This window comes from Sphingobium sp. TomTYG65 (genome assembly GCF_055395525.1).
This window is the reverse complement of the sequence record NZ_AP027332.1, coordinates 69096-94668: the sequence shown is the minus strand read 5'-3', so window position 1 is coordinate 94668 and position 25573 is coordinate 69096. Positions and strand designations below refer to the sequence as shown.

Sequence of the window (25573 nt, the reverse complement as noted above, 5' to 3'; positions counted from 1 at the left end):
ACAACAGGAAAGACCGACCATGACCAGCAATGTCCCTACCGTGACGCTGAACAACGGCGTCGAAATGCCGATCCTCGGTTTCGGCGTCTTCCAGGTGCCAGATCCCGCCGAGTGCGAGCGCAGCGTGCGCGACGCCATCGACGTCGGCTACCGTCTTCTCGATACCGCGACGTCATATGGCAACGAGCAGGCCGTCGGCGCTGCCATCCGCAATCATGGGATCGACCGCAGTGAGCTGTTCGTCACGACCAAGCTCTGGATCGAGGACGCAAGCTATGAAGGCGCGAAGGCCGCGTTTGAGCGCTCGCTCGACAAGCTGCAGCTCGACTATCTCGATCTGTGGCTGATCCACCAGCCTTTCGGCGACGTTTACGGCGCCTGGCGGGCGATGGAGGAGCTACATCAGTCCGGCCGCATCCGCGCGATCGGTGTCAGCAACTTCTATCCCGATCGCGTCGTGGACTTTGTGCTCCACAATGAGATCACGCCGGCGGTCAACCAGATCGAGATTCACCCCTTCCACCAGCAGGCGGACGCCCAGAAGATCCTGGCGGAGTACAAGGTCCAGCCCGAGGCGTGGGGACCATTCGCCGAGGGCAGGAACGGGCTGTTCACCAATGGGGTGCTGCAGCAGATCGCCGACAAGCACGGCAAGAGTGTCGCGCAGGTGGTGCTGCGCTGGCTTATCGATCGCGGCATCGTCGCCATCCCCAAGTCGGTGCGCAAGGAGCGGATGGCGCAGAACTTCGCCATCTTCGACTTCGACCTGGATGAGGACGATCTCGCCAAGATCGCGACGCTAGACCAGAAGGAAAGCAGCTTCTTCGACCATCGCGATCCCGAGAAGGTGAAATGGCTCGGGACGAGGAAGCTATGATGGCCGGAAGCGAGCGCCCCGACGACCGGCTGAACCGCCGCGGCCTGCTGAGCGCGGCTGGACTGGGCTTGGCCGCGGCAGCGATCGCCGGCCCGGCTGCGGCCGCCACGCGCCCGACGCCGCCGAGGGCCGCGTCCGGGAAGGGTGATCGCCGCAGGCTCGGCCAGCTTGAGGTTTCCAGCGTCGGGCTGGGCGTCCAGAACATGCACCGGACATACCAAACTACGGTCCCGAGCCGGCCCGAGATGATCCGCATCATCCGCGCCGCTTACGATCAGGGCGTCACCCTCTTCGACACCGCCGAAGCTTACGGTCCCTTCGAGGACGAACTGATCCTGGGTGAGGCTGCGCAGCCCTTCCGCGAGCACGTGGTCATCACGTCGAAGTTTGGCTGGAACATTGATCGCGATGGCAAGCGGGTCGCCAGCGACCCGCTCAACAGCCGGCCGGAGCATATCAAGACGGCGGTATGTGAATAAGCCTGCAATGTTGACCCCAGTTCTGGGGTGATAGGCGTCCAAAGTTGACCCCCTGAACGATTGCGGTTCACGCTCTTGCACTTTGCTGCGGGAGCGGGTGGGAGATGCTGATCGTGGAGACGGTAGCGCGCATCCGGCGCGAGTTTTTCGTTAAGGGCAAGTCGATCAAGGAGATTGTGCGAGACCTTGGCGTGTCGCGGAATACGGTTCGCAAGGTGCTGCGCTCGGGCGAGACGGCTTTCACATACGAACGCAGCGTGCAGCCCTTGCCGAAGTTGGGGCCTTGGGCTTCGGATCTGAACAGGCTTCTGGAGGCGAACGACCGCAAGGCCCGGCGCGAGCGGCTGACGATGGTCAGGTTGTTCGAGGAGCTGCAGGGTCTTGGCTATCGTGGCGGCTATGACGCGGTCCGACGGTACGCGGCAAACTGGCATCGCGAGCGCTCAGCGGTGACGGCGGGAGCCTATGTGCCGCTGAGCTTCGCACCTGGTGAAGCTTACCAGTTCGACTGGAGCCATGAGATCGTCGTCATTGCCGGGGCGACGACCACCGTGAAGGTCGCGCACATGCGGCTTTGTCATAGCCGGATGTTTTACGTGCGTGCCTATCCGCGCGAGAGCCAGGAGATGGTCTTCGATGCGCACGACAAGGCGTTTGCCTTCTTCGGCGGGGCCTGCCAGCGCGGCATCTACGACAACATGAAGACGGCGGTCGATGCGATCTTTGCCGGTCGCGAGCGGCAATATAATCGCCGCTTCCAGCAGATGTGCGGACATTATCTGGTCGAGCCGGTTGCCTGCACGCCGGCATCGGGGTGGGAGAAAGGCCAGGTCGAGAATCAGGTGGGCCTGGTGCGTGAACGCTTCTTCACACCCCGGCTGCGGTTCAGGAGCTACGCCGAGATGAACGCATGGCTGGAGGATCGCTGTGTGGCGCGGTCGAAGCATGCCGCCCATCCCGAGTTGAAGGACCGCACAGTCTGGGAGGTGTTCGAGACTGCGGACCGTCCCGCCCTGATCGCCTATCGCGGGCCGTTCGACGGCTTCCACGCTCTGCCCGCGTCGGTATCAAAGACGCTGCTGGTGCGGTTCGACTATAACAAATACTCGGTGCATGCATCGGCGGCGGGGCGACCGGTGGACATCCATGCTTATGCCGATCGCGTCGTCATCCGGCAGGAAGGCGAGATAGTCGGCGAACATGTCCGCCGGTTCGGCCGTGAGCAGACGATCTATGATCCCTGGCATTACGTCCCTGTGCTGGCGAGAAAGCCTGGCGCGCTGCGCAACGGCGCGCCGTTCAAGGACTGGTTGCTTCCGCCAGCAATCGAGCGGGTACGCCGCCGCCTTGGTGGCCATGCTGATGGCGACCGCCAGATGGTCGGCATCCTGACGGCGGTCCTGAGCGACGGGCTTGATGCCGTGGAAGCCGCCTGCGCCGAGGCGCTGATCGGTGGCACCGTCAGCCGCGACGTTGTGCTCAATATCCTGACCCGTCAGCGCCAGCCATCGGCGCCGCTGACCATCGCTACGCCCGAGGCGCTCCGGCTTCATCACGAGCCCGTCGCCGACTGCGCCCGTTACGATAGCCTGAGGAGGTTCTATGGAACGCCACGAGATCCTGGAGATGATGGGGACGCTCAAGCTCGCGGGCATGCGGCACGCCTATGATGAGGTGATCGCCGATGCGGTAAAGCGACAGCATGGCCCAAGCCGCGTGGTCGGCGATCTGCTGAAGGCCGAGATCGACGAAAAACAGGCGCGCTCGATCAAATATCAGATGACGATCGCCAAGCTGCCGCTGGCCAAGGAAATTACGGCGTTCGACTTTGCCGATACGCCGATCAATGAGGGACTGGTGCGCGATCTGGCGACCGGCGCCTTCCTGGCCAACCAGCGCAATGCCGTGCTGGTCGGAGGAACCGGGACCGGGAAAACCCACCTTGCCATTGCGATCGGGCGCTCCTGCGTGCGCACCGGCGCCAGGGTCCGATATTACAACACCATCGACCTGGTGAACCGGCTCGAAGCTGAAACCCGCGCCGGAAAAGCAGGGCGCATTGCCGATCATCTGTCCCGGCTCGACCTGGTGATCCTCGACGAGCTGGGCTATCTGCCGTTCGCACTGTCTGGCGGTCAGTTGCTGTTCCACCTGGTCAGCCGGCTCTACGAGCAAACCTCGATCATGGTGACCACCAACCTCGCGTTCGGCGAATGGCCCTCGGTGTTCGGCGACGCCAAGATGACCACCGCGTTGCTCGACCGGCTGACGCACCATTGCGATATCATCGAAACCGGTAACGAGAGCTGGCGCTTCAAGAACCGCGAAGCTGCCTGATAGGCCAGGAGAAACGCCATCGGCATGGGGGTGAGCCGGCTCCGGGCTACGCCCTCCGCCGCCTCACCCCCATGCCGACGATCCTGGCACACTATCAGGGGGTCAATGTTGGGCGCTTATCAGGGGTGAATATCCGGTGCCGATTGACACTCCCGCAACGTCACCAATCCTTTCATGGTTACGGAAGTCTATTCAAAGCATTCCGGTAAGTGGCGTTTGGCTCAGCTCACGTTCTCACACTTAGTCCGGCCGGTAAGGGTGGGCACTGGTAGCGATTAGCTTCCGGCAACCGTGAAGAGAGAGGCTTATACTTGGTGACTTTTACTGCGGCCGCTTTCCTAATCTTTCTGACCGAAAGCCGCCGAGCCGCAAGCGGCCCAGTATCAGCTATCGAAGCGCCCGTGGCGCCTTCCGTCGGTAAAAGGCGGTGTTTGAAGCTTCAGGGCGGCGCTAGAGAAGTGGGAACGGCGACTCATATTCGTTATCTTTATCCAGCGCGGGGCCCCAGTTGACGTTCACCCGTGCCCGTCGCGAAGAGGCCGGGCCGACACCGTCGCGCCAATGATATTGATCGGCAAAGCAGCCGCCCGGCCAGCGGACATTGGGCACCTTCAGCGCGCGCAGGGCTGCGACGACATCGCTGCGGATGCCGCGGACATTGGGGATTTTCGACTCCGGCCCAACCCACACGCCGCCATAAATGCCTTCGCCCAGCATTTCGGCGAACTGGCCGAAAATGTCGCGGCTGATGAGCGGGCCGCTTTTGGTCGCGTCCAGCGTCGCGACCGGCGCCGCCCGAACTGAAGAAAGAGGGAGGGCAAAGACCAGTGCGAGCGCCGCAACGGCAAATTTCGATCGAGACATGGATGCTCCAATGGGCATGGGTAGGGGGCGTGCGGCCTATTCGGGCAGCGTCACCCTCTGATCTATGTCGAACCCGGCACTCTGAAAGGCTACGCCGGTATCCGGCTGCCCCGATCCGACGCTCACGCGATAATGGCCTGCCAGCATTTGCCGGACACCATCCAGCGTCACGGCGCTCAGATCGCGGGCGGACAGGGTGAAGGACAGATCGCGGCTCTCGCCCGGCTTTAGTTCCACCCGCTGGAAACCGCGCAGGGCGATCCGGGGCGTCCCCTTGACGTCGGGGAAGTTCAGATAGAGCTGCGCGACTTCGGCGCCCGCGACCCTGCCGGTGTTGCGCACCTGCGTCGTCACAGTGACGACGGCATCGCCCTGCTGCGCCCGCATCACAACGACCGGCGCATAGGCGAAGCTGGTGTAGCTGAGGCCATAGCCGAACGGATAGACCGGCTTGCCCGCGAAATAGCGATAGGTCCGCCCCTCCATCCGGTAATCGTCGAAGGCGGGAAGATCGTCCACGCTGCGGTAGAAGGTCATTGGCAGGCGTCCGGACGGATTGGTCTTGCCCAGCATCGCATCGGCGACCGCCGTGCCGCCGGACTGGCCGGGATACCATGCCTCGATGATCGCGGCGGCAGGATCGCTGGGCCATTGCAGATTGATCGGGCTGCCGTTCATGGCGACGACGATCAGCGGCTTGCCCAGTTGCCGTGCCTGCTCCAGCATCGCCAGTTGATCTTGCGGCAGGTCGAGCGTGGTCTTGTCGCCACCCTTGAAGCCGGGGATTTCGACGCGGCTTTCCTCCGCCTCCATATCGGATGTCAGGCCGACGACGGCGACGATCACATCCGCCTTCTCTGCCGCTGCCTGCATATCGGCCACAGGGTCGTCGGAAATGCGCTTCCAGACGAGGTCCAGCCCGCCCATCTTGCGCGACTGGCCCGTGACGGTGATGGGATATTTATGCCCGGCGATCAGCTTCACCGTCTGTAATTTGGGCAGCGCGCCAAAGGAATCCGGGCCAAGTTCGACGAAAGCCTTGCCATCGAAGGTCATGGCGCCGTTGAAGCCCGACAGGCCGACGCGATAGCTTCCCGTTGCGGGCGGCACCAGAAATCCGGTCCACACCACCTTGTGATAATTCGTGACCTTCGCCAGATCGAGGCTGCGCCCGGCCACATCCGGTTCGATCCGGGTAACGGCCGGGGTGGAGAGTACCGCCAGCGGCGTCAGAAATTCCGGCACGCCTTCGGGCGCAGTGGATTTTGTCGGTTTTGGATCGGCATTATAGTAACGCCCCAGCAGGCCCGGCTTGCCATCCGGCGTCCGCAGGGCGCTCGTCGGAATGCGGTCGCCATCGGTATAGCTCGCGCCAAAGGGGGCAAGCGCCACATTCCCCGCACCGAGCGCTTCGCTCAGCCCTGCGGCGATGGACACGGGCTTGTTGGACAGGCTGGACGAGTAGTTGCCGCGCAGCACCCGCGTCGCATCTGCGAGCGGCCCGATCAGCGCCAGCCGCGTGCCGGGATTCAGCGGCAATATGCCGTCATTCTTGAGGAGGACGAGGCTCTGCGCCGCCGCCTTGAGCGCCAGTTGCTGGCTGGCGGGGCTGTTCACCGCCGACAGCGGGACATCCGGCTTTGCACGCAGTCCATCCAGATCGCCCACGCGATAACGGGCGGAAAACAGCCGGACCAGCGACTGGTCGATGTCCTTCTCGCTGATCAGATCGCGCTTCAGCGCGTCGCGATAGCGCGCGCTGAGGCCGGGCAGGTTGATGACCGTGCCGTTCGCGCATTCGCTGTCCACGCCCGCGCGCAGGGCGACGGCCCCAGCGGTGGCGGCATCGGGCGCATATTTATGATGGTCGGCAATGTCCTTCACCCCATCGCAGTCCGACACGACATAGCCCTTGAAACCCCATGCGCCGCGCAGCCGGTCCTTCAGCAGGAAGTCGCTGCCGCAGGCGGGCTGGCCGTCGATGCGGTTATAGGCGCACATGATCGATCCGGCATGACCATCGACGATCGCGGCGCGGAAGGCGGGCAGGTAAGTGTCCTCCATATCGTGCCGTGAAACGAAGACATTGGCGCTGTGGCGGGTGGATTCCGGGCCGCTGTGCACCGCGAAATGCTTGGGCGTCGCGATGATGTCGGGACGGTCGGGGTTCGGTCCCTGCATGCCGGTGACAAAGGCCACACCCATATGCGCGGTCAGATAGGGGTCTTCGCCATAGGTCTCTTGCCCTCGGCCCCATCGCGGATCACGGAAGATGTTGATATTGGGGGACCATGTATTGAGGCCGGTGCCGATCCGATCCATCCGGCCCGTTCTGCGGGCCAGGCCATGCAGGGCGCGCAACTCGACGCTGATATGCCTAGCGACATCCTTAACGAGCGCATCATCAAAGGTCGCCGCCAGCCCGATCGGTTCGGGAAAATTGCTGGTCGGCACGGTGCCGAGCGCGCCATGCAGCGATTCCGTCCACCAATTATATTCGGGCACGTTCAGGCGCGGGATCGCCGGAGCGGCATTGATCAGTTAATCGACCTTCTCGTCGATGGTCATTCGCGAAACGAGATTGACCGTCAATGCCTGCGCCCTGTCCTGCGGGTCGGCTTGCGCTGATGCCGGATTGGAAAGGATCACCATCGCCACGGCCAGACAGGCGGCCGATGCCAGATGAAACTGTCTCTTCTGCTCCATGATCCCCTCTCACACGCTCCATCGATGGGCGTGAGTTTACTTTGGTAGCGCTATCTTGCGCGTTTGAGCTGTAGCTGGGTCTTGGCATTTACCGCAAATACGAAAATTTGGGATTGCCATAGGGCGAGCCTATGGAATTCTGGCATTTCAACCAATACCATAAGGCGAACCCTCGCCAAATACACGCGCCGACGCATAGTTCAGCGCTATGCCTTTATGAAAAATCCATATCATGCCCATTAGGATTTTCCTGTCATCAGGCTGGGAACAGGCAAATTCAAGGGAGAGCGGATATGGCGCTGAACGTTGATCGCAGAGCTTTTGTCGGTGAGGCTCGAGCGCAAATGCCGGACACCTTACCGGATTATCACATCATGCACATCGCCCCCAATGCGCATGAGCATATCAACACCAAAGGCGTCATCACCGTTGACGTTTCGCCGCACCGGGATCAGCTCCTGGGCGGGAAACCGCCGACGGCCGGGATCACGAGCGTAATATAAAAAACCTCCAGAATGCGGGATATCAATCACTTACCGCGAGAGACGTGCTATTATATTAGCAATTCCAATGGGTTGCTTGGCAGCACTTTTGCACGGCAGTCACGAGAACCCCAAGATGAACGATCTAGCGGCTCAGGTTCTCGACGATGTCACCACGCTCATCCAATATCGTCCACGACCGACGACCATCGGGCATGACGATGCGTGCGGCCTGCCAGGGCGATCGAGAGCACCAAGTGGACACGGTGGCAGATATTGTTGGAAGGCCACCGCAATCGCAAGGTTTCCGCCATCACAATAGACATAGTTCACATGGACAGTTTGGGTATTGCTATTAACATAATTACTATTATCAATCCGGAATTTTGTAATCGGTGGATTCTAAATCGAAGTGCGAAATCCAGGTTCGAAGGGTTCGTCACCCTTTCCAGGCGCTTTCGCCACGGCGGGCGCGTCATACTTTATCGGGGTTCTGGCAACATAGCATGTGCACCAAGACAACCCGGGCGTTGTTAATGACCCCGTTCTGCGCGGCACTCGTCCGCCGCGATGGCCTCTCAGCACTTACCGTAGACAGCAATGGCGCGCCCTTCGCGGTGCCGTAGGGTCTCCGTCATCCGCTGACTGGTGTTGAGCATCCCTGGCACTGGTTACCGCGGCGAACGAGCCACATTGCAGTCCCAACTATAGACGCCGCCTTATTCCAACGCCGATGCTTTAAAGCCCGATCGGTCTTCGGACTTGCAGGAGAGCAGATCGCCGCGCTGTACCAGGAGCGGTGCGCTATGATTTGGTATATCCCATAGACATATCCCAACCAGTCCCTAAATGCCTACGATGCTCAGATAATCCTGCAGGAGGGTAGAGTGGAGCAAGGTTCTGTATTTCAGAGCAACCGCAGCCAAGCAGTGCGTTTGCCAAAGGCTGCCGCCCTTCCCCACGGCGTGAAGCGAGTTGATGTGATAGCCTCAGGTCGAACGCGTATCATCGCCCCTGCAGGTGAGGGTTGGGACAGCTGGTTTGAAGGCGAAGGTGTCACCGCAGATTTCATGTCGGAACGCGAGCAGCCGGCAGATCAGACCCGCGAGGCTTTCTGATGCTGAAGTTCATGCTTGATACCAATATCTGCATTTTCACTATCAAGGACCGGCCCTAAGAGGTGCGGAGCGCTTTTAAGCAGCACCAAGGCCAAATGTGCATTAGTTCTGTCACCAAGCCCACTGCCGTAGCTAGGACGTTGGCGCGCAAGCGGGTGATGGCGTGCGAATATCCTGATGGCCTACTTGAAATCTAGCATGACGGCCATGTGTTGCCCTAATCCCGCGCATCTCTTCCCACGATCGCGAGTCACCGTTAAAGGTCGATCGACGTCGCTTGGCTGGTCCCAAGCTTATCTCGAGGTGCGAAATCCTAGCCCTGCTCGTGAATCTCCGCCGCAGACTTGGTCTCCGTGTTGCTCATTGAGCTCTCCCAAGAGTTGGGTCAGGCGCTCAGACTGCACCAACGAAAAAGGGCCCCGTAAGGGACCCTTTAGATGGTTTAGACTCTTGCGACGTCCGCGTTACACGACTCGTGCTCCCGAAGCAGCACCATCACCCGAGTAACTTTTATGTGGCAAACGCTGGTGGAGATGTCAAGATCAGACTATCAGGCGCTTCCCCTGGACTTGAGCCGCGCCTACCTCAATGCCCACAGCCAGCCAACGCATCCTGCTCGATTTTTTTCAGCATCATCTCCATTTCACCCCGACACCCGGTCAGGTGGACCGGTTCGAGCGCGACCTGCACCTGGTCAGCCCTTACCTCATGGGTGCTGCGCTTAAGGAGGCGGCGGCGAACCGCGCTTTAATCCGGCGATCATTCGACGATCAACGCGCCGCCATCCTGAGTATCTATTATCGCAAGGTCGCAGAGCATGCGCAGCTTTTCCCCATTTTCCATACATTCGAGACGGCGTTCCGCTCCACTGTCGCGGTCGAACTAGAGACTCATTATGGCCGCGCAGCCTGGTGGATGCCGGTGCGCCTAGCGCTGCAGCGTGGAGGTAGGGCGCGCTCCATTTCGAACATCTACGGCGTCCCAATCGCGAGTGACACCGCGCACCTGATCGGTCAGATCATCTTTTCGATCGAAGGACAGCGTCTCAATAAGCCGCAGCTCGACACCGTCGTTGACGGGTACGCTTTTTCGGAACTATGCGATCTCTCGCATATCGGCGATCTCATGGCTAAACATTGGAGCGTCTTTTCACACCGCTATTTCCAAGCCGGCCAGCCCATGACGCACAACGAATTCACCGCCAAATTTCGGACGGTTCGCGAGGCACGTAACGATATTTACCACCACAAGTCCGTTGCGCGGATGAAGAATGTAGTCAATTCGGCCGAAGAGCTGCTGGATCGGATCGGCTGTTCACTGTGCTTCAGTTATCATAAAGTAACCGCTGCCAAGGTCACACCGCCCCATTTTCAGGTGAAACCAACCACGCAAAACAATCTGTTCTGAGCTCGCCCCGGCCTCGGATCGAGCGGACCGACCCAGGGAGCCTGCTTCGCTATCGCTCGACTTAGAGCATCGACAGACTTGACGCTTGCATCGCGGCTCGCGGATGGACAATTCCTCTAAATTGAGGTCGCCTAAACGCGTCAACCGACTAAAGCGCGGCACGGTGGCAAGGATCATCGATCACAAGCATCACCGGCAGGAACATTGGCTATGGCACATGCGGACGATCGTGACTAATTTTGGAGTGTATGGCACAACCACTTTCAGATGCCTTGATGCCCTTGCATCGGTCAAACTGGAGCAATGCCATGGCGGTGCAAATAACGATCACGCCCAACGGCCGGATGAGCCTGCCCGTCGACATCCGCAGGCGGCTCGGTCTTACTCGGGGCGGCGCCCTACTGGTCGAGGAGACCGAAGACGGGGTGATCCTGCGCACTGTCGCACAGTCGATCGCCCATGCTCAAGCGCTGGCCGAGCAATATACCGGTCATAATCGAGAGGCTTCTGTCGATACCTTCCTCGCCCGCCGCCGTGAGAAATCCGGCGAGTGAGCGAAACGGTGCTCGATGCCTCGGCGCTCTTGGCCCTGCTCCGGAACGAGCCCGGCGCGGCGAAGGTCGCCGACGCCATTGCCAGCGCGCGCATGTCGAGCGTCAACTACGCAGAGGTGGTCAGCCATTTCATTCGTGCCGGCATGCCTGCCGATCAGGTCGATGCCATGCTTCGGCCGCTGCCCATGAACGTTGTCGCCGCGGATCAGGCGTTGGCGACGATCGCCGGAGGATTGCGCGCTGCGACAGCGGAAGTCGGCCTGTCACTTGGCGACCGGTTTTGCTTGGCGCTTGCCCAGCGCGATGGCCTTCCCGCACTTACCGCAGATAAGCAGTGGCGCACCGTAGCGGATGCCGTGGGCGTCACGATCTCCGTGATCCGCTGATCGCGATGGGCACGGCTGGCGCTGGTCGGCAGCGAGCAGCCTACATTGCAGTCCCGGCGCTTAAGAACCCAGTCCCTGCAAGAATGATGCGTCGAAGAAAGGTCGGTAATCGTCGGATTTGCAAGACGGCAGACCGGCTGCGCTGCACCCAAGGATCGGTGGATTAAGGCTCGCAGCGCCGCTATGCCTAACGAGATTTGCAAGGAGGCTCAAAAGCGTGAAACGTCATCTCATTGCGGCCGCATTGATGCTGCTTTCCGCTGCTGCCAGCGCCGCCTCGCCCATCATCGTGCACCGTGATCCTGGCTGCGGCTGCTGCGAGAAATGGGCAAAGCAGGTGCAAGCCCAACTGGGCCGCCGCGTCACCATAATCGATGACCGAGCAAGAGCCGCTCTCCAACGCGCCCGCGGCGTCCCTGCCACACTTGCCTCCTGCCACACCGCCCTCATCGACGGGATGGTGTTTGAGGGTCACGTTCCGATTGCTGACATGCGCCGTGTTCTTGCCCAGCGACCCAAGGGTATCCGCGGTTTGGCCGTTGCGGGAATGCCGCTCGGTTCACCCGGCATGGACGTGCCAGGCCAGCCAAAACAATCTTATGTTGTGACTGCATTTGGCACGGGTGGGACGCGGATTTACGCTCGGCATTAGCTTGGAAATCCTATTCACGCCGCAATGGGCTGTGGCTTCCCAATTCCTTCGCCCACCAGTAGTTGGCCCAGCAGGAGCAGGAGCAGGAGCAGCTACGACCTCGCCGACGTGATCACACCAACACAAGCACAGATGGGGCTACCATAAGCCATGAGCTGGTCAGCGCGCCGCGAGGGCTGGAACCCGCAAAGTGAAGATGCCCGTGACGATGGCGACGTCGATTACTCGAGGGTCATCCACTCGGCCGCATTTCGGCGCCTGCAGGGCAAAACGCAGATCCTGAACCTGGGCGACAGCGACTTCTATCGGACCCGCCTCACACATTCGCTCGAAGTCGCGCAGATCGCAGGCGGCATCGCGCGCCAACTCGCAAAAAGCTTTCCCGATCATCCCGCCTCGGCGCTGCTCCCTGATCGCGGCACCATCCACTCGATCGGCTGTACCCATGATTTTGGTCATCCGCCCTTCGGGCACGGCGGCGAAATCGCGCTGAACTACTGCATGCGCGGCGCTGGGGGTTTCGAGGGCAATGGCCAGACCCTGCGTATCCTCGGCCGACTGGAAAATTTCTCCGAGAAAGCTGGGGCAAACCTTACCCGCAGGACGATGCTTGGCGTTCTCAAATATCCTGTTGCATTCAGCTGGGTGAACAATCCCGACATCCTGCCCTCCCTTCTCGATGCCCCGACCACCATCAAGATCCTCGACGGCAGAGCCTGCAAGCCGCCCAAAAGCTATCATGACAGCGAGCAGGACATCGTAGATTGGGTCTTGGCGCTCCTCTCCGCTTCTGATCGAGAAGCCTTCCAATCCTACATTTCCCCCCCAGGCAAGCATGGCCGATCGCTTCACAAGTCCTTGGATTGTTCCATCATGGATGCGGCAGATGACATCGCTTACGGCGTTCATGACCTGGAAGACGCAATCGCCCTTGGCTTGGTCGCGCGGGACGGCTTCGCCAGCGCGGTACAGGATCGTTGCCCAACCTTCCTTGATGCCCTCAAGGAGAAATATCCGGGGGAAAGCGCGAATGATGTTTTCTCGCTAATGCTCGACGGGCTCTTCGGTGGCCCTGCGTCCCGGAAGCGCTTAATGGGCCGCCTGGTCCATCATTTTCTGACCGCCGTCGAATATGTCGAGCACAAGGAATTTTCAGAGCCGCTCCTGCGCTATCGCGTGCGCGTACGAGATGGACAGCGTCAATTTCTCGATGCGCTCCAGGATTTTGTCGTGCGTGAGGTCATCACCAGCCCCGCCGTTCAGCATCTCGAGTTCAAGGGCCAAGCCATGGTGATTGCCGTCTTTGAGGCGATGCAGGCAGATCCGGTTCGCCTCTTACCACGCGACGAACTTCTGAAGTTTGAACAGGCGGACGGCGATCTGCGGATCATCTGCGACTATGTCGCAGCGATGACCGATACGCATCTCCTCAAAACATATGACCGGCTATTTTCTCCGCGAATGGGTTCTGTGTTCGATCGCTTCTAAGCCGAACGGACCGTCAGACGTGTACCGATTGAGGATGGCATCCTACCAGTCCTTGCTCGTTCCGCTGGTGAGTGGCGTCCGCCACCGCAGAAGAAGCCCCGCAGCGGGGAATACGGCGGGGCTTCCCAGGCTTGCGCCTGCCGAGAATAATAACCGATTGCCAGCGATTCTGCCACATCTCGGACAGACTAAGGGAGCGAACAGCGAGGCAGGACCTTATCCCAGCTCCGTAGCCCGCATGCAGCTCACTTCACCTCGGAAAAAAATTATAAGCAAGTTAGTACGGGGATCTTCTACGCAAGAAGAACAGAGATCAGGGATCGGATATTGATATTCGTAATTCTAAAATGCAATTTCCTGCAATCTAAGACTCGCCGCTCTCACTCTCCTGCCGAAGAGCTTGGCGTTGCTCTAGCAGCCATCATTTCTCAACGCTATGAGGCCGCGCCGTGGGAGATTTCACGACATGCGCTTAAGAAATGGCCGTCCCTCATCTGGACCTTCCCTGTCAAAACTCGACAACGAGATCATCTCGGTTTTGCGAACAAACGGCAGGGCGACCAACCAGGACATCGCTGAGCAATTATCGGTATCCGCCGCGACAGTATCGGCGCGCTTGCAGAGGATGGAAGAATCCCGCGCAATGCGCGTCGTCGCGGTCTCTGATTTCGCGGCTTGGGGCTATAATGTCATCATCGCTGTCGGGGTGCGGGTGCAAGGGCGTGACGTTCACAAGGTGGGTAGCGACCTGGCGAAATTCCCTGAGGTCCTGAGCGTAAACGTAATGAGCGGGAGTTATGATCTGGAGCTGCTAGTCGCTCTGCACGACTTCGCTGAGGTCCAGGAGTTTCTTTATAATCATATTGCTGGCGTCAAAGGCGTTTCCCAGGTCGATTCCAGGGTAGCAGTCGATATCCTTAAATATCACTTCAACGTGGTTCCCCTATGACAGATATGAGCCAACACAAGCTGGACGCAATTGACCGTCGAATAGTGGATATATTGTCGCACGATGCGCGCGTTTCGAACCGCTCAATCGCCAAAGAGTTGGGTGTTACCGAAGGCACCGTCCGGCAGCGGATCAAACGGCTTCAGAAAGATGGGTTGATCCAATTCACGGTCGTCACCGATTTCCGAATGGCCGGCTCCCCCAACCTTTGCATGATGGGCATCGACGCCGATCCCTCTCGTGTGCGCGCAATAGCGGAGCAATTGAAGCGAATTCCCGAGATCAACTGCGTCGTGTTGCTACTGGGCCGCTTCAACATCCTGGCGATGGGCCTGTTCACCAACATCGAGCAGCTTGACCGCGTAGTAAAGGCAAAGATCCGGCCCTTACCTGGCGTGCAGCGCGTGGAAACGGCAATCTCCGTCCACAACCTCAAATATGAGGCAGGCGTCGCCAAGATCATGCAGAGAGCAGAGCAGGCGGAAGGCCCTGCTCCGGAAGCTGGGTCGCTTCCAAGCGGCAAGGCGATGCGTTCGCGTCAAAGGCGTAAAGTGCCTGTCTAGGCGACAGCGTCAGGCGCTCGTCCTTCGGAAAGCTACCATATCAGGATCGAGCGGCTGCTCTTGCATTGCTCATGAGAGAGCGGAGCCGCCGCGCTTGTAAACTCATCTAGCTAGGCAGATGATAAGTGCTCGACTCACAAGAGGAGCGCCGTATGCAAGTGGAAAGTCAGACCGATCATATCGCCATGCTGGCCCTGATGATGGTTGGCGTACTCATCAAGCGGCTGGACGCTGTGGGCCAGCTTGATGATGGAACGAAACACCAGCTTCATAAACTCGCCTCCGCGGTTCGCATCCATGCTGAAAATGCGGGACACGATGATCTGCATATCCTTTTCGACAATATCGATCGGGCCCTGGGCGCTGATTCTGAAGCGGCCCCGGGCTGATCAGACTCAATGACCATCGGTGGATAACGCCAAATGCCTCAACTCATTGTCACTACCCGCAAGGGTGCAGAGATCAATATTGTGGAGTCGCGGGAGGTTTCGGTCATGGAAGCCATCCGAGACGCGGGTATCGATGAGGTGCTGGCGCTCTGCGGAGGCTGTTGTTCTTGTGCAACCTGCCATGTTCATGTTGATGAAGATTGGATCGAAAAACTGCCGCCTATGACCGATGACGAGGGCGATCTTCTGGATAGTTCGGATCACAGAACAGCAACGTCTCGCCTCTCCTGCCAGCTGCCGTTTAGCCAGGCCCTCGATGGCCTGCGGGTGACCATCGCACCGGAGGATTGAAGTTCAGTGGTGGGGCATGACAATGAGCATCGTCATGTGGGATCAGGTCGGAGCAATAAACAGGGGTGAAAGGTCGATTGCGCCAGGGTGCCGCCCCAAGCTCTGTTGCAACGCATGAAGCTTCAATTTCGTGAGCAGCCTCCCACCCCACTAGATCGCCACTGATGCTATAATCCACGACCCTCCTTAGCGACCTCATGCAAGATGCTGCTCCAACTCGCAATGATTTGTCCTTCTTCCTTAGAAGTTTCGCTGGTGACAGCAGCATAGGACGCAAGAAATCTCGCAAACTCACTGACCGACATTGGTTTTCGCCGAGCCAAGGAAGCCGCGGCGCCGGCAAGAACACCGCCGATCGCCCGCACGAGCGCCGCATGCTGCCGCGCCGCGATTGTCGACCTCCTTGGTTCTTCGGAACGCGCTTCTGCATCATACCACCCACCGGTGGGGCTGACCGTGTCGATCGCGCTTTGCAGCCGCGCAGCAGCAATGCCCTCACCCGCTTCGTCGAGCAGGACCATTGCTTCCCGCATTAGCCGGGTCGCGCGTGCGCGAAGCGAAGCAAGATCCTTCATGGCTCAAGTGGACCATTGGGCGCATCGTCTAACAGGCTGCTATTCTCGCCCGATTGCTCGGCTTGCAGAATTCGAACGGTGTTTTTGCCTGTCTTCTTTGCACTGTACATGGCGAGGTCAGCAGCGTGCATCAGTTGCTGAAAATCCCTGCGCTTGTCAGGTGCGATGAGCAGCGCACCAATGCTGCACGTCACCGGATAGCGCTCATCCGCCAGAACAGCGGTGAGATGAGCATGAAGGCTGCGCGCGACCTTCAACGAGTCCTGTGCAGATGACACCCGGGCAAGGTAGGAGAACTCATCACCCCCTACTCGGCCGACAAGACCATCGCTTCGACGCGCCGCTAGAAGGGCGTCGGCAAATCTCCGGATCACCTCGTCCCCTGCTTGATGCCCGCCCCGGCTATTCACCGCTTTGAAATCGTCGAGATCAAGGACAAGGAGGAGAAGCATGTGCCGAGCGCGGGCAGCGTCCAGTATCATGTTCTGGGCGCAGCGCTGAAACACTTCCTTGTTGAGCATGTGGGTCATGGGATCGTGGCGAGCGAGAAACCGTTCACGATCATAGGAACGCCGAAAGCTTGTGACGGTCGCGGCGAGAAACAGGAGCGCCACTACGCGGATTCCCACTTGCATCATCGCCACGTCGGAATGGGCGATGATCCCGTAACGAATTGCGGAAGTGGCACTCAGGAGCGCAGCGCTCGCCGCAACAAGATAACCTTCGCGTGCGCCCAAGCCCCAGCAGGCTCCACAGATCATCACAATGTACACCGGCGCAAGGTCCGCCGCCGGCACGCTATAGTCGAGAAAGGCAACAATCGCCGTCCCAACCACGATCGCCAACCACACTTCTTCTCTGGACAGTGCATCGAGCTGCGCGGCCAATCGGCCGCCAGGCAAATGTCTGTTCACGTACGTACCCCATTTCAAAACCGGTAGGCTCATAATAGTCGCCGCTGATGAATTGATGCTTAAAACCCGTCGCCTTATAACCATCCGGTAGGCGATTTGTGAAGCGTGAAACGCACCCACCCCGGACGGCTACGCACCATCGTGGCCACAAATGTTCGCCGATTTCGACTGGAAACCGGCCTCAGCCAGCAAGATTTTGCCTATGAAATCGAGATGGACAGGACCTATTTCGGTGGGATTGAACGGGGTGAGCGCAACGTCTCGATCGACAATATCGAGAGGATCGCAAAAGGCCTGAAGATCCAGCCGTTCCTCTTACTGGTTGAGGCTGAACCCAATGACAGGTCCAAAGGCGAGGTTTCCGAACGGTAGTTTGGGATTTTTCCGGGCCAATGCTGCGTGCATCCTAGACGATATGGTATAGGGCAAAAGTGAGAGAGCCTCAGCAGACAATACCCTAATGTCACAATTAGCCAAGATGCGAGCATTGCGACATTTTGAAGTGGCAATCGAAGTTCGCCGACCCCGAACATGCCTTTTGCCACGAGGGCTGCTCGATTGATCGGGCTGGAGATGTTCTCGCAAACTGCTGCTTCATATCACTTGAGGAATGGAAACTGTCGAACTTCGGCGGTGAACAGAGAGTCACATCAACAACGCGACATTTACATCTCTACAAATATGTTTAAAGGAGGGGCCTTCACTGATTACAGGTCCCTCCTCATGGCAGACGAAAACAAGTCCGACATCACCGCACTCACCGTTCAACTGCTAAGCGCCTTCGTATCGAAGAACACGGTTTCCAGCGAAAGTCTTGCCGAGCTGATCAAGACGACGCGGGCCGCGTTGACCGAAGAGCCCACGCCTGCTGTGAGCGAAACACCGGCACAGGAATTTGTGCCAGCAGTCTCTGTCCGCAAGAGCCTGTCTTCACCCGAGCACATCATCAGTCTCATTGACGGGAAGCCTTACAAGACGCTGAAGCGGCATCTTGCCACGCATGGGCTGACCCCAGAACAATATCGCGATCGCTATAAACTTCCCAAGTCCTACCCTTTGGTGGCTACGAGCTATTCTGACGCGCGTCGCGCTGTAGCGCAGAGACTGGGTCTTGGCCGGAAGCCCGCCGTTACCTCTGTAGCCACCAATGCCCCGGCTGTTGAAGCACCGGCAGCGGAGAGCAAGAGCGCACGAGCAGCTGCCAAGGCCGCTAAGCCGAAGGCGCCCCCCGCATCGGCCGAGAAGGCCGAGGTAAAGGCGCCTGCAGCCGCCAAGGCTGCCCCGCGCAAGCGCCTTTCGATTGCATTGGCCAAGGAAGAAAAATCCTCTACTCCGGCCGTTGCGAAAGCCGAGAAGGCTGACAGTGTGGCGAACGCTCCGCAGAGCGATGCTGGAAAGGCAGCCAAACCCAAGGCGAGCGCTGCCAAGGCAAAGCCTGCGCCGAACGTCAAGGCAGCCGGCAAGCCAAAGTCGTCAAAGGCCAATACAAAGGCTGCTGCTGCGAATATCGATGCAAAGGCCCCCGAACCCGCAACCAACTGATTAAAGAATGTGCAGCCCTGCCCTCGGGTGGGGCTGCCTCCATTTTGGGCAACTGACAGACCGACGCTTCGTTAGTCGCATTGCTCTCCTTCCGCTCTGGACAGCGCAGCGGCGTTTCGCTTAAGCGCGCCCGATGCCACAAGAACTCAGTCTTGCCGTCGTGGGAGCACTGCACCCCAATGCCGACGGCACGAACCGGCAGTTCGAGATCCGGATGCTCAATCCTGGCGATCCAATTTCGCTTATACTGGAACCCAACAACAAGACCGACAGCTCCGCCGTTGCGGTGTTCTCGTTCCGCGGATTGCAGATCGGTTATTTATCGGCAGAACGGTGCGGGTGGATTGGTTCCAAGATTAGTCAAGGTCAGGACGTCCGCGCCATTTTCCAGGCTGCCACCAAGGACGGTGCGATCATTCGAGTGCATCTTGATGGCGGCTCCCCTACCTTACCGCCGCCGCCTCCTGAGCCAGTCACGACCCACGATGAGTTGCATGAGAACAAAGCCGATCCGGATTCCGGCTTTTGGCCGGATTATATTCCACCGGATGATTGAAGCAGCGCCGGTGCGATGGCGCCGGCTCAATGCACACGCCCAAGAGCTCTCCTCGCCTCAGGGGTGATCGTATAGACAGCCTCCCGCTGCGCGCCGCGGTTCGCATGATCAACACGATACCCCTTATAGTGACGCCGCAGTAAACCCGCGCGCACGAGGTCTGATGCGGCGCGGCTGATGCTTGTCCGTCCCGACCGCAAAATCCGTGCTTTCACCTCCTCAGCGAGCAGGATCTCCGCTGCAGCGGGATCCTCCGGCAGCTGGCCTTTGGCGACCAGGTTCGCGCGCACCGCCTCTATGAGCGTGCGCCGCCTACCGTCACGCTGGGCAAGCGGAATCAGCGCCTCGCAGAGCCAATCCCGTACCGGCAGCAGCGCGCCGCCATAACGTACATAAGGTCCAACGCTATCGCCCTGCCCTACGGCCTTGTAGATGAGGTTCAGGACCATGAATGCGTAACGGGGTCGCTTGGAGACCTGCGAGATACGTTCGATGAGATCGGGCAGCGAACCCAGGGTGGACGCTGCTTCATAGGGTGCGAAAAGATCGGCCTGCTGGAACATATCAGGAATCTAGCACAAGCTGCCCGCATGTGAATCCCCCTGCACAAGTAGCAAACGACAAAAAACACACGTGTCACTTTACCGGGAGGCGCAGGACTGTCTCGCCCCGCAAATCTCATTGCCCAAGGCGAAAAAGCCGATAGATATGGCCGCTCCATTTTTAGCGGAGACCTTCATGAACAATAGCGCACTCGCCGAAGCCATCGCGACGGAGCATGGCCTTAGCAAAGCCGACGCTCGCACCTATGTCGACGCGGTGTTCAATGCCATTGCCAGCGCCGCTGCCAACGGCAATGAAGTGAGCTTGAATGGCTTTGGCAAGTTCAAGGTGAAGGATAGCCCGGCTCGTGAAGGCCGCAATCCGGCAAATGGCCAGACGATTCAGATCGCAGCGTCAAAGAAGCTGACCTTCACGCCTGCCAAGGCGGTCAAAGACCAGCTAAACGGCTAAGGAAGTGAGCGCCGTCGGACGCGGTGGCGCTCCACCCTATTTCCCGAATGTCACTTTTTCTAAGCGGGTAAAGTGACACTTCTGCCACTCCGTTCGACCGGCGGCAGCAGCTTCCATGCGGCGCCGCTTGCACTTTATGCAATCGCTCGCTCACGCTTCGCATTTGTCGGAAGGAAGATGCGATGCGAAAGGGGGGCTGCCTTTCAGGCATCCTCTCCTAAGACTCAATGGGCTGGTCGTTCTCGATCGGCCCTTTTTTTTGCCCTGTCCTACCCGGCGCGAAATTTCTATGCATCGCGTGAACGACCAGTCGTCGCACCGGCCCTCCATTTCCGCGCGGCGGCACACAGCCTCGTTCTGCAATCCAAACTGTTGAGCTGCAACATGCGCGATTTGAACATGGTTTTTGCCAGCCTGGCTCGTTCCCGCTTCCGATCCAGATTCCGGCTCGGCACTGCTGAGCTCGCCTATCTCAAGGACCGAGGCCTGCCTGTCATTTTGACGCATGCTGCCGACTTCGTTGCCAAGCGCCTCGCAACGGCGGAGCCAGCAAACGACGGGAAACAGACACCGACGCGCGGGCATCCTGTATTTATTGCTCAGCATGCTACCGCGACCTGTTGCCGTTCCTGTCTCCATAGGTGGCACGCCATTCCTAAAGGTCGGCCACTGACGCAATGCGAGAGGAGCCACATCATCGCGGCCATCGCACGTTGGCTAGAGGGAATAGGTGGAAAGCCGATCCTGTGATCATCCTGCTGGAACTTGCGCACCCTTTACCCTGCAAATGAGAAGGAAAACGTTTTGCAGGGTAAACCTTGAAATTACGTGGTTTACCCTGCAAAGTAGAAAAAGGCGCATTTTGCGGGGTAAATCATGGCCGTTCAATCATTCTCCGACGAGCAAGCAAGGGTCATCGTCAATCTTGAGCAGGCCTATCAGGTCTGGATGGAGACCCTTCGCACCCTCAACGACATGCCCTACAATATGCGCATCAAAGAAGTGTCTGGCCGGGAATATCTCTACGAAGTGACCGACCGAATGGGGAGCATGAAAAGCAAAGGCCCAGTGGATGCGGAAAAACAAGCGGAATTCGATGAGTACAAGACCGCCAAGGCCGAATTGAAAGCCCGCCTGACTCGGAGCAAAGCCACCCTAAAGGAGCAAGGCAGCCTCTATCGCGCCCTGCGGCTTCCCATGCTCCCAACGGAAGCGGGCAAGATCTTGCGCCAGGCAGATCGCATGCGCTTTCTTGGGGACCAAGCGATGGTGGTAGGCACCAATGCGCTGATTGCTTACGCGCTTGAAGCCAACGGATTCATACGCGATGCGCCGGACGCAACCCTCGATTTTGATCTCGCGCTTACCGCCACGAATGCTGATGAAGACCGTACGACGCTGTGGAAGATATTGAAGGAGGTCGATATGACCTATGCGGTCAATGCCGAACGGCCCTTCCAAGCTCGCAACGCCAGCGCTTATGAAATTGAGATCCTGTCCGCTCCAAGCCGGATCGGCGGGCAAATTGCGCGGGACAAGCCTCGACCCGTGCCACTTCCTGAGCAAGAATGGCTTCTAAACGGTCGACCGGTCGATCGGGTGGTGGGGGTGCGCGACGGCGAGGCGGCTCGCCTTGTGGCGCCTGATCCTCGATGGTTCGCTCTCCAAAAGCTGTGGATGGCACAAAAACCGGAGCGCAGTCCGCAGAAAAGGCCCAAGGATCGCCAGCAAGGCATCGCGCTACTCAACGCCGTTTGGCAGACAATGCCGCACTACGCGCTGGACGCCGCCTTCTATGAAGAATTGCCCGACGAATTGAAACCTCACTTCATTCAATGGGATGATCAAAAGCAACGGTGAAATCCGCATGGGCACGATGATGGAGAGCCCGACTACAACTGAATTCGGCCTGCCAAAATCTGCGAGCGGGCAGCACGTGCGGACGGTGCAAGTGTCAATTCTTCAGGCTAGCCGGCCTTCCGACACAGGGAGAAGCATCATGCATGGATAGTGACGTTGGGCGCGGTGATCGCTACGATCGATAGCACGCCCACGCTCCCGCGGACGATGAGGCTCGCGCTGTGGGGCGAATGAGTCTGCTTAGTGCGAGGCCTCAAGCAGCGTAGCAAGTTTAGTGTTCAGACTGTCACGTAGCGGATTGACGACCGTCAGCCCTCGCGTCACGAATCCGTCTTGCATGTCTTCGGACAGCAGCAAGGTGCAACCTGCGTCGGCTGCCGCAGTGAGGATCAATGCATCCCAGAACTGCAGCTTATGGTCCACCACTAGATCCGCGGCAGCAACTATGGTCTTGGGTTCTGAAGCCGAACTGCCAAAAGCTTGAGCAAACTCGATCAGCACCGCCCGCGCCTCGTCCGCACTCGCGCCACCCCGGCGCAACACGACGAACAGTTCGCCAAGCGTCTGCGCTGGAGCAATAAGGCTCACCCCACTACTAAGCCGCGCGATGAGATTTCTAATCTGGTCGATTTTCGCGTCGTCGCGAGCGTCACGACTGACCCCTGCGAGATAGGCCAAGATATTGGTGTCGAGGGCAACGCGCGTCATTCGTAAAGATCGTCACGCGACCAGTTTCCTGCATGCCGCACGGGCAAGGCAGCCACAAATTTCAGTAGATGCTGTATCGATCGTTGCTCGCGGGCACGGTCGACGGGCAGCACCCTTGCCACGGCGCGGCCGCGCGACATGACAGTAAAGCTCCCGCCCTCTGCAACTGCGCGTAAGAGTTCCGAGAAACGCTGATTGGCGTCACTAGCGCTGATTGCTCGTTCCATGCCACCAATCTAGTGCATAACACTAAATCTCGCAAGGTGGGGCGGGCAGCGCATGCGCCGCCTATACACAGGGGGCTTGGGCTATTGCCCATAGGTTGGAATGGAACGGGGACCCAACATGATCGTCATCCGTTACACCAGCAGCTTTGGGAGAGAGACCATGAACCGCACATCCACTTTCATCACTGCGTTCGCGATCAGCTTGGCGCTGGCAGCCTGCGGCGGAAAAGGAGACGACAAGCTGGGTGAACAGGCACAGGAAGCGATGGAAAACAAAGCGGACAAGATGGACGCGATGGCTGACAATATGAGCGGCACCGCTGAAGACATGATGGAGGCCAAGGCGGACGCGACAAGAGAAGCCGGCGAAGCCAAGGAAGAAGCAATCGACAGGGCTGACGTCAATGCAGACGCGCTGTCTGCCGCGCAGCGATCTGAAATCGTGAATGGGAATTGATGGTGTGCGCAGGCGGCTGCGCCTGCACCATTGGGAGTAAAAGCCTATCTACATGAGCGACGACAAGAGCCTGATCATCATTTGCCCGCAATGCAGCACCGCGAACCGCGTTCCGGCTCACAGGCTTCAGGCGGGCGGCACGTGCGGGCGGTGCAAGCGGCCACTCTTCGCAGGCGAGCCGATAACGCTCACCGCCGCCAATTTTGATGCGCATGCAAGTCGCAGCGGCATACCCCTGCTTGTCGATTTCTGGGCCTCTTGGTGTGGACCTTGCCGTCAGATGGCACCTGCCTTCGCAGCGGCGGTGCGCCAGCTTGAGCCCTTCATGCGCATGGGTAAGCTCGACACCGAAGCAGAGCAGGCAATTGCGGGACGCTATGGGATCCGCTCGATACCCACGATGATCCTGTTTTCGAAAGGGCGGGAAGTTGCCAGGCAGTCAGGCGCCATGCCGCAACAGGCGATAGTTACGTGGGCCAAGTCCCAATCCATGGGAGGCATGCCGCGCTGAGGCTTAGATTTGCCGGGCATAAGCCCGCCAATGCATTATCGATCAGCAGCCCAGATCGGTCCGGTTATAGCGCGGACGGCCCCCCTCCCCCGCGAACCAGCGTGCAGTTGACAAGCTCCTTCTCCTGTTCTCGGCTTCTAGCTGAACGCAGGGAGACACATCATGCAACGGATAATGGCCGTGAGCGCCACGGTCGCGGCGATCGCAAGCACGCCCACGCTCGCGCGAGACAATTCGGCGCGCGCAGTGCAGCTGATTGATCTGACGGGCAGCGCGGCCCACGCCGCTGTGCAGCCGAGCTCGGCTGCACAGGCCGAAAGCGCGCACGCGGCCAACGCCGGGACCAAAATCGCGTCCAGTGCTACGGCATTCCGCGTTCATGACCTCAGCCGCCGTTGGGTAGAGTTCCAGATGGCGAGCAGCCTTGCTGAACCTCAAGTGCCGCCTGCGCCGGCTGACGACGCCGTCTCTACGACGGAGGGTATCGCCATCCCCGCCTGGATGCGCGGTGCTTCTCCCCTCCCCTCAGCCATTTTGCCAAGCTACACCCCCGGCTGTAACCCGCTGGGCTACCGGCCAACCGGCTTTCTCACTCCCGACGCAGAAGGAAGACGCCAGAGCTATTTTGCGCTCATGAGCAGGATCGCCTGCGAACATGGCCTTCCAATCGGCCTCTTCGACGCCATGATCATCCAGGAGAGCCGCTACAATCCGCTCGCGCTTTCCCCCAAACGCGCTTTCGGCCTCGCGCAACTCATGCCGGGTACCGCCGCAATGCTCGGCGTCAATCGCTTCGACCTGGTCGATAATCTCCGCGGCGGCGCCAGATATTTGCGCAGTCACCTCGACCAGTTCGGCCGTTATGATCTCGCTCTAGCCGCCTATAACGCGGGTCCAGGGAAGGTCCGGAATGGCCGGGTGCCGCCATTCCGCGAGACGCGCGGCTATGTCGCTAACATCCTTGATTTCTGGCAGCGGCTGAGCGGACCAGTCCAGGCGCAGCCTATATTATTGCGCAGTTCAGGAGCGAGAGTCAGCCGTATCACTGCGGTATCAACCTTCTGAAGCCGGCGTCAGTTTTCCTCGAGCGCAAATTCATCGCGGACGCGGCGGCGCCGTTCGAGCTCGGCGAGCACCCGCTTGATCAGCAGTTCGGCCAATGGACGCGACCATTCCCTTCGGAACTCCACGCCTTCCAGCTCGGGCGTATTCAGCATAATCTCCGGGAACGTCGCATTGAACTCCATCAGAAACACGTAGAAGGCGTCAAAGCTCTTATCGTGCGTCATGTCTGCGGTTTCCCGCTTCTTGGCGCCGGCCCACGCGTGGATCAATTCAAAACCCAAGGCGCGCAGGATGCCGATAAATTCCGGCAGCTGCATGATGACGCGCTTCGCCGGCTGCCGATGCAGGATGATACCGAGACGGCTTTTGGAGATTTGGGAGCGGATCGCAAGATCGCGAAGCGTCATTTTCCGCTCGTCCAGCATGCCGTGAATCACTGGAATGTAGCGGTTCATTTCGGCGAGAACCGCAGAATGTTGGCCCTCATCCCGTACATTAGCGTCCATCACTTGCCCCTGTTGCGAACTGATCGCAACTCGCAA

The 25573-nt window shown here is 59.3% G+C and carries 32 protein-coding genes and 2 pseudogenes; 25 read left to right on the top strand and 9 right to left on the bottom strand.

The window, feature by feature from the left end; genetic code table 11:
* Positions 1–19: 19 nt before the first annotated feature.
* The 4 genes from ACZ5Y5_RS20105 to istB all read left to right on the top strand — a co-directional run bounded on the left by ACZ5Y5_RS20105 (position 20) and on the right by istB (position 3693).
* Positions 20–877, top strand: a complete 858-nt coding sequence (locus tag ACZ5Y5_RS20105; protein WP_464811857.1) for an aldo/keto reductase — start codon at positions 20–22, stop codon at positions 875–877.
* Positions 877–1356: an aldo/keto reductase gene (locus tag ACZ5Y5_RS20100; protein ID WP_464811856.1), complete on the top strand. Its 480-nt coding sequence runs from the start codon at positions 877–879 to the stop codon at positions 1354–1356. The genes ACZ5Y5_RS20105 and ACZ5Y5_RS20100 overlap by 1 nt, the downstream gene beginning before the upstream one ends.
* A 104-nt stretch (positions 1357–1460) precedes the next feature.
* Positions 1461–3026, top strand: a complete 1566-nt coding sequence (gene istA / locus ACZ5Y5_RS20095) for an IS21 family transposase (protein ID WP_464807974.1) — start codon at positions 1461–1463, stop codon at positions 3024–3026.
* Positions 2959–3693, top strand: coding sequence for an IS21-like element helper ATPase IstB (gene istB, locus ACZ5Y5_RS20090; RefSeq protein WP_031293458.1), 735 nt, complete (start codon positions 2959–2961; stop codon positions 3691–3693). The genes istA and istB overlap by 68 nt, the downstream gene beginning before the upstream one ends.
* A 495-nt stretch (positions 3694–4188) precedes the next feature.
* Here the strand turns inward: istB and ACZ5Y5_RS20085 are convergent.
* The 3 genes and pseudogenes from ACZ5Y5_RS20085 to ACZ5Y5_RS20075 form a co-directional block, all read right to left on the bottom strand.
* Positions 4189–4557 (bottom strand): annotated as a pseudogene (locus ACZ5Y5_RS20085) (alpha-N-arabinofuranosidase); the annotation flags it as partial.
* Between the two features lie 36 nt (positions 4558–4593).
* Positions 4594–7062: a glycoside hydrolase family 3 C-terminal domain-containing protein gene (locus tag ACZ5Y5_RS20080; RefSeq protein WP_464811855.1), complete on the bottom strand. Its 2469-nt coding sequence runs from the start codon at positions 7060–7062 to the stop codon at positions 4594–4596.
* 36 nt (positions 7063–7098) lie between these two features.
* Entirely contained in the window at positions 7099–7263 is a 165-nt protein-coding gene (locus ACZ5Y5_RS20075) for a hypothetical protein (protein ID WP_464811854.1), read from the bottom strand.
* Between the two features lie 293 nt (positions 7264–7556).
* Here ACZ5Y5_RS20075 and ACZ5Y5_RS20070 point away from each other — a divergent pair, with 293 nt between their 5' ends.
* The 12 genes and pseudogenes from ACZ5Y5_RS20070 to ACZ5Y5_RS20015 all read left to right on the top strand — a co-directional run bounded on the left by ACZ5Y5_RS20070 (position 7557) and on the right by ACZ5Y5_RS20015 (position 15602).
* Entirely contained in the window at positions 7557–7766 is a 210-nt protein-coding gene (locus ACZ5Y5_RS20070) for a hypothetical protein (protein WP_464811853.1), read from the top strand.
* An 866-nt stretch (positions 7767–8632) separates the two neighbouring features.
* Entirely contained in the window at positions 8633–8863 is a 231-nt protein-coding gene (gene vapB / locus ACZ5Y5_RS20065) for a type II toxin-antitoxin system VapB family antitoxin (protein WP_464811852.1), read from the top strand.
* Positions 8863–8979: pseudogene (locus ACZ5Y5_RS20060) on the top strand (VapC toxin family PIN domain ribonuclease); the annotation flags it as partial. The gene vapB and the pseudogene ACZ5Y5_RS20060, both read left to right, overlap by 1 nt.
* 472 nt (positions 8980–9451) lie before the next feature.
* On the top strand, positions 9452–10270 hold the full coding sequence (locus tag ACZ5Y5_RS20055) for a hypothetical protein (protein WP_464811851.1): 819 nt from the start codon (positions 9452–9454) through the stop codon (positions 10268–10270).
* Positions 10271–10578: 308 nt separating this feature from the next.
* The gene (locus ACZ5Y5_RS20050) at positions 10579–10824 is read left to right on the top strand and encodes an AbrB/MazE/SpoVT family DNA-binding domain-containing protein (protein ID WP_464811850.1); all 246 of its coding nucleotides are present in this window, start codon (positions 10579–10581) and stop codon (positions 10822–10824) included.
* A complete protein-coding gene (locus tag ACZ5Y5_RS20045) occupies positions 10821–11210 on the top strand; it encodes a type II toxin-antitoxin system VapC family toxin (RefSeq protein ID WP_464811849.1) in 390 nt (129 codons plus the stop codon). The genes ACZ5Y5_RS20050 and ACZ5Y5_RS20045 overlap by 4 nt, the downstream gene beginning before the upstream one ends.
* Positions 11211–11457: 247 nt before the next feature.
* Complete coding sequence (locus ACZ5Y5_RS20040; RefSeq protein ID WP_464811910.1) at positions 11458–11862, top strand: DUF411 domain-containing protein; 405 nt, start codon at positions 11458–11460, stop codon at positions 11860–11862.
* 150 nt (positions 11863–12012) lie between these two features.
* Positions 12013–13350, top strand: a complete 1338-nt coding sequence (locus ACZ5Y5_RS20035) for an anti-phage deoxyguanosine triphosphatase (RefSeq protein WP_464811848.1) — start codon at positions 12013–12015, stop codon at positions 13348–13350.
* A 466-nt stretch (positions 13351–13816) separates the two neighbouring features.
* Positions 13817–14299, top strand: a complete 483-nt coding sequence (locus ACZ5Y5_RS20030) for an Lrp/AsnC family transcriptional regulator (RefSeq protein WP_464811847.1) — start codon at positions 13817–13819, stop codon at positions 14297–14299.
* A gap of 5 nt (positions 14300–14304) precedes the next feature.
* Positions 14305–14862, top strand: coding sequence for an Lrp/AsnC family transcriptional regulator (locus ACZ5Y5_RS20025; protein ID WP_464811846.1), 558 nt, complete (start codon positions 14305–14307; stop codon positions 14860–14862).
* 125 nt (positions 14863–14987) lie between these two features.
* Positions 14988–15251, top strand: a complete 264-nt coding sequence (locus ACZ5Y5_RS20020; protein ID WP_464811845.1) for a hypothetical protein — start codon at positions 14988–14990, stop codon at positions 15249–15251.
* Positions 15252–15284: 33 nt separating this feature from the next.
* Positions 15285–15602, top strand: coding sequence for a 2Fe-2S iron-sulfur cluster-binding protein (locus ACZ5Y5_RS20015; protein WP_066532176.1), 318 nt, complete (start codon positions 15285–15287; stop codon positions 15600–15602).
* 167 nt (positions 15603–15769) lie between these two features.
* Here the strand turns inward: ACZ5Y5_RS20015 and ACZ5Y5_RS20010 are convergent, their stop codons facing one another.
* Positions 15770–16123, bottom strand: coding sequence for a hypothetical protein (locus ACZ5Y5_RS20010; protein WP_464811844.1), 354 nt, complete (start codon positions 16121–16123; stop codon positions 15770–15772).
* A gap of 50 nt (positions 16124–16173) precedes the next feature.
* A complete protein-coding gene (locus tag ACZ5Y5_RS20005) occupies positions 16174–17064 on the bottom strand; it encodes a GGDEF domain-containing protein (protein WP_464811843.1) in 891 nt (296 codons plus the stop codon).
* Between the two features lie 132 nt (positions 17065–17196).
* Between ACZ5Y5_RS20005 and ACZ5Y5_RS20000 the strand changes: the two genes are divergently transcribed.
* The 3 genes from ACZ5Y5_RS20000 to ACZ5Y5_RS19990 all read left to right on the top strand — a co-directional run bounded on the left by ACZ5Y5_RS20000 (position 17197) and on the right by ACZ5Y5_RS19990 (position 19189).
* Entirely contained in the window at positions 17197–17463 is a 267-nt protein-coding gene (locus ACZ5Y5_RS20000) for a helix-turn-helix domain-containing protein (protein ID WP_464811842.1), read from the top strand.
* 186 nt (positions 17464–17649) lie between these two features.
* On the top strand, positions 17650–18633 hold the full coding sequence (locus ACZ5Y5_RS19995) for a Ros/MucR family transcriptional regulator (protein ID WP_464811841.1): 984 nt from the start codon (positions 17650–17652) through the stop codon (positions 18631–18633).
* Between the two features lie 133 nt (positions 18634–18766).
* Positions 18767–19189: an HIRAN domain-containing protein gene (locus tag ACZ5Y5_RS19990; RefSeq protein WP_464811840.1), complete on the top strand. Its 423-nt coding sequence runs from the start codon at positions 18767–18769 to the stop codon at positions 19187–19189.
* 26 nt (positions 19190–19215) lie between these two features.
* Here the strand turns inward: ACZ5Y5_RS19990 and ACZ5Y5_RS19985 are convergent, their stop codons facing one another.
* A complete protein-coding gene (locus ACZ5Y5_RS19985) occupies positions 19216–19752 on the bottom strand; it encodes a hypothetical protein (protein ID WP_464811839.1) in 537 nt (178 codons plus the stop codon).
* Positions 19753–19897: 145 nt separating this feature from the next.
* Between ACZ5Y5_RS19985 and ACZ5Y5_RS19980 the strand changes: the two genes are divergently transcribed.
* From ACZ5Y5_RS19980 to ACZ5Y5_RS19970, 3 genes are all read left to right on the top strand, one after another.
* Complete coding sequence (locus ACZ5Y5_RS19980; RefSeq protein WP_464811838.1) at positions 19898–20203, top strand: HU family DNA-binding protein; 306 nt, start codon at positions 19898–19900, stop codon at positions 20201–20203.
* 384 nt (positions 20204–20587) lie between these two features.
* A complete protein-coding gene (locus ACZ5Y5_RS19975) occupies positions 20588–20953 on the top strand; it encodes a DUF4186 domain-containing protein (protein WP_464811837.1) in 366 nt (121 codons plus the stop codon).
* Positions 20954–21079: 126 nt separating this feature from the next.
* Positions 21080–22063 carry a GSU2403 family nucleotidyltransferase fold protein gene (locus ACZ5Y5_RS19970; RefSeq protein WP_464811836.1) on the top strand — a complete coding sequence of 328 codons (984 nt, stop codon included), beginning with the start codon at positions 21080–21082 and terminating at the stop codon, positions 22061–22063.
* Between the two features lie 240 nt (positions 22064–22303).
* Here ACZ5Y5_RS19970 and ACZ5Y5_RS19965 read toward each other — a convergent pair whose 3' ends face one another.
* Both ACZ5Y5_RS19965 and ACZ5Y5_RS19960 read right to left on the bottom strand, forming a co-directional pair.
* Positions 22304–22771 carry a PIN domain-containing protein gene (locus ACZ5Y5_RS19965; protein WP_464811835.1) on the bottom strand — a complete coding sequence of 156 codons (468 nt, stop codon included), beginning with the start codon at positions 22769–22771 and terminating at the stop codon, positions 22304–22306.
* A complete protein-coding gene (locus tag ACZ5Y5_RS19960; protein WP_464811834.1) occupies positions 22768–22998 on the bottom strand; it encodes a type II toxin-antitoxin system Phd/YefM family antitoxin in 231 nt (76 codons plus the stop codon). Before ACZ5Y5_RS19960 ends, ACZ5Y5_RS19965 begins: the two co-directional genes overlap by 4 nt.
* Before the next feature lie 118 nt (positions 22999–23116).
* On the opposite strand from ACZ5Y5_RS19960, the gene ACZ5Y5_RS19955 reads away from it, so the two are divergent.
* From ACZ5Y5_RS19955 to ACZ5Y5_RS19945, 3 genes are all read left to right on the top strand, one after another.
* On the top strand, positions 23117–23455 hold the full coding sequence (locus tag ACZ5Y5_RS19955; protein WP_464811833.1) for a hypothetical protein: 339 nt from the start codon (positions 23117–23119) through the stop codon (positions 23453–23455).
* Between the two features lie 52 nt (positions 23456–23507).
* Entirely contained in the window at positions 23508–23966 is a 459-nt protein-coding gene (trxC, locus tag ACZ5Y5_RS19950) for a thioredoxin TrxC (protein ID WP_464811832.1), read from the top strand.
* 162 nt (positions 23967–24128) lie between these two features.
* Positions 24129–25031: a lytic transglycosylase domain-containing protein gene (locus ACZ5Y5_RS19945; protein WP_464811831.1), complete on the top strand. Its 903-nt coding sequence runs from the start codon at positions 24129–24131 to the stop codon at positions 25029–25031.
* An 8-nt stretch (positions 25032–25039) separates the two neighbouring features.
* Here the strand turns inward: ACZ5Y5_RS19945 and ACZ5Y5_RS19940 are convergent, their stop codons facing one another.
* Positions 25040–25537, bottom strand: coding sequence for a hypothetical protein (locus ACZ5Y5_RS19940; RefSeq protein ID WP_464811830.1), 498 nt, complete (start codon positions 25535–25537; stop codon positions 25040–25042).
* Positions 25538–25573: the final 36 nt, after the last annotated feature.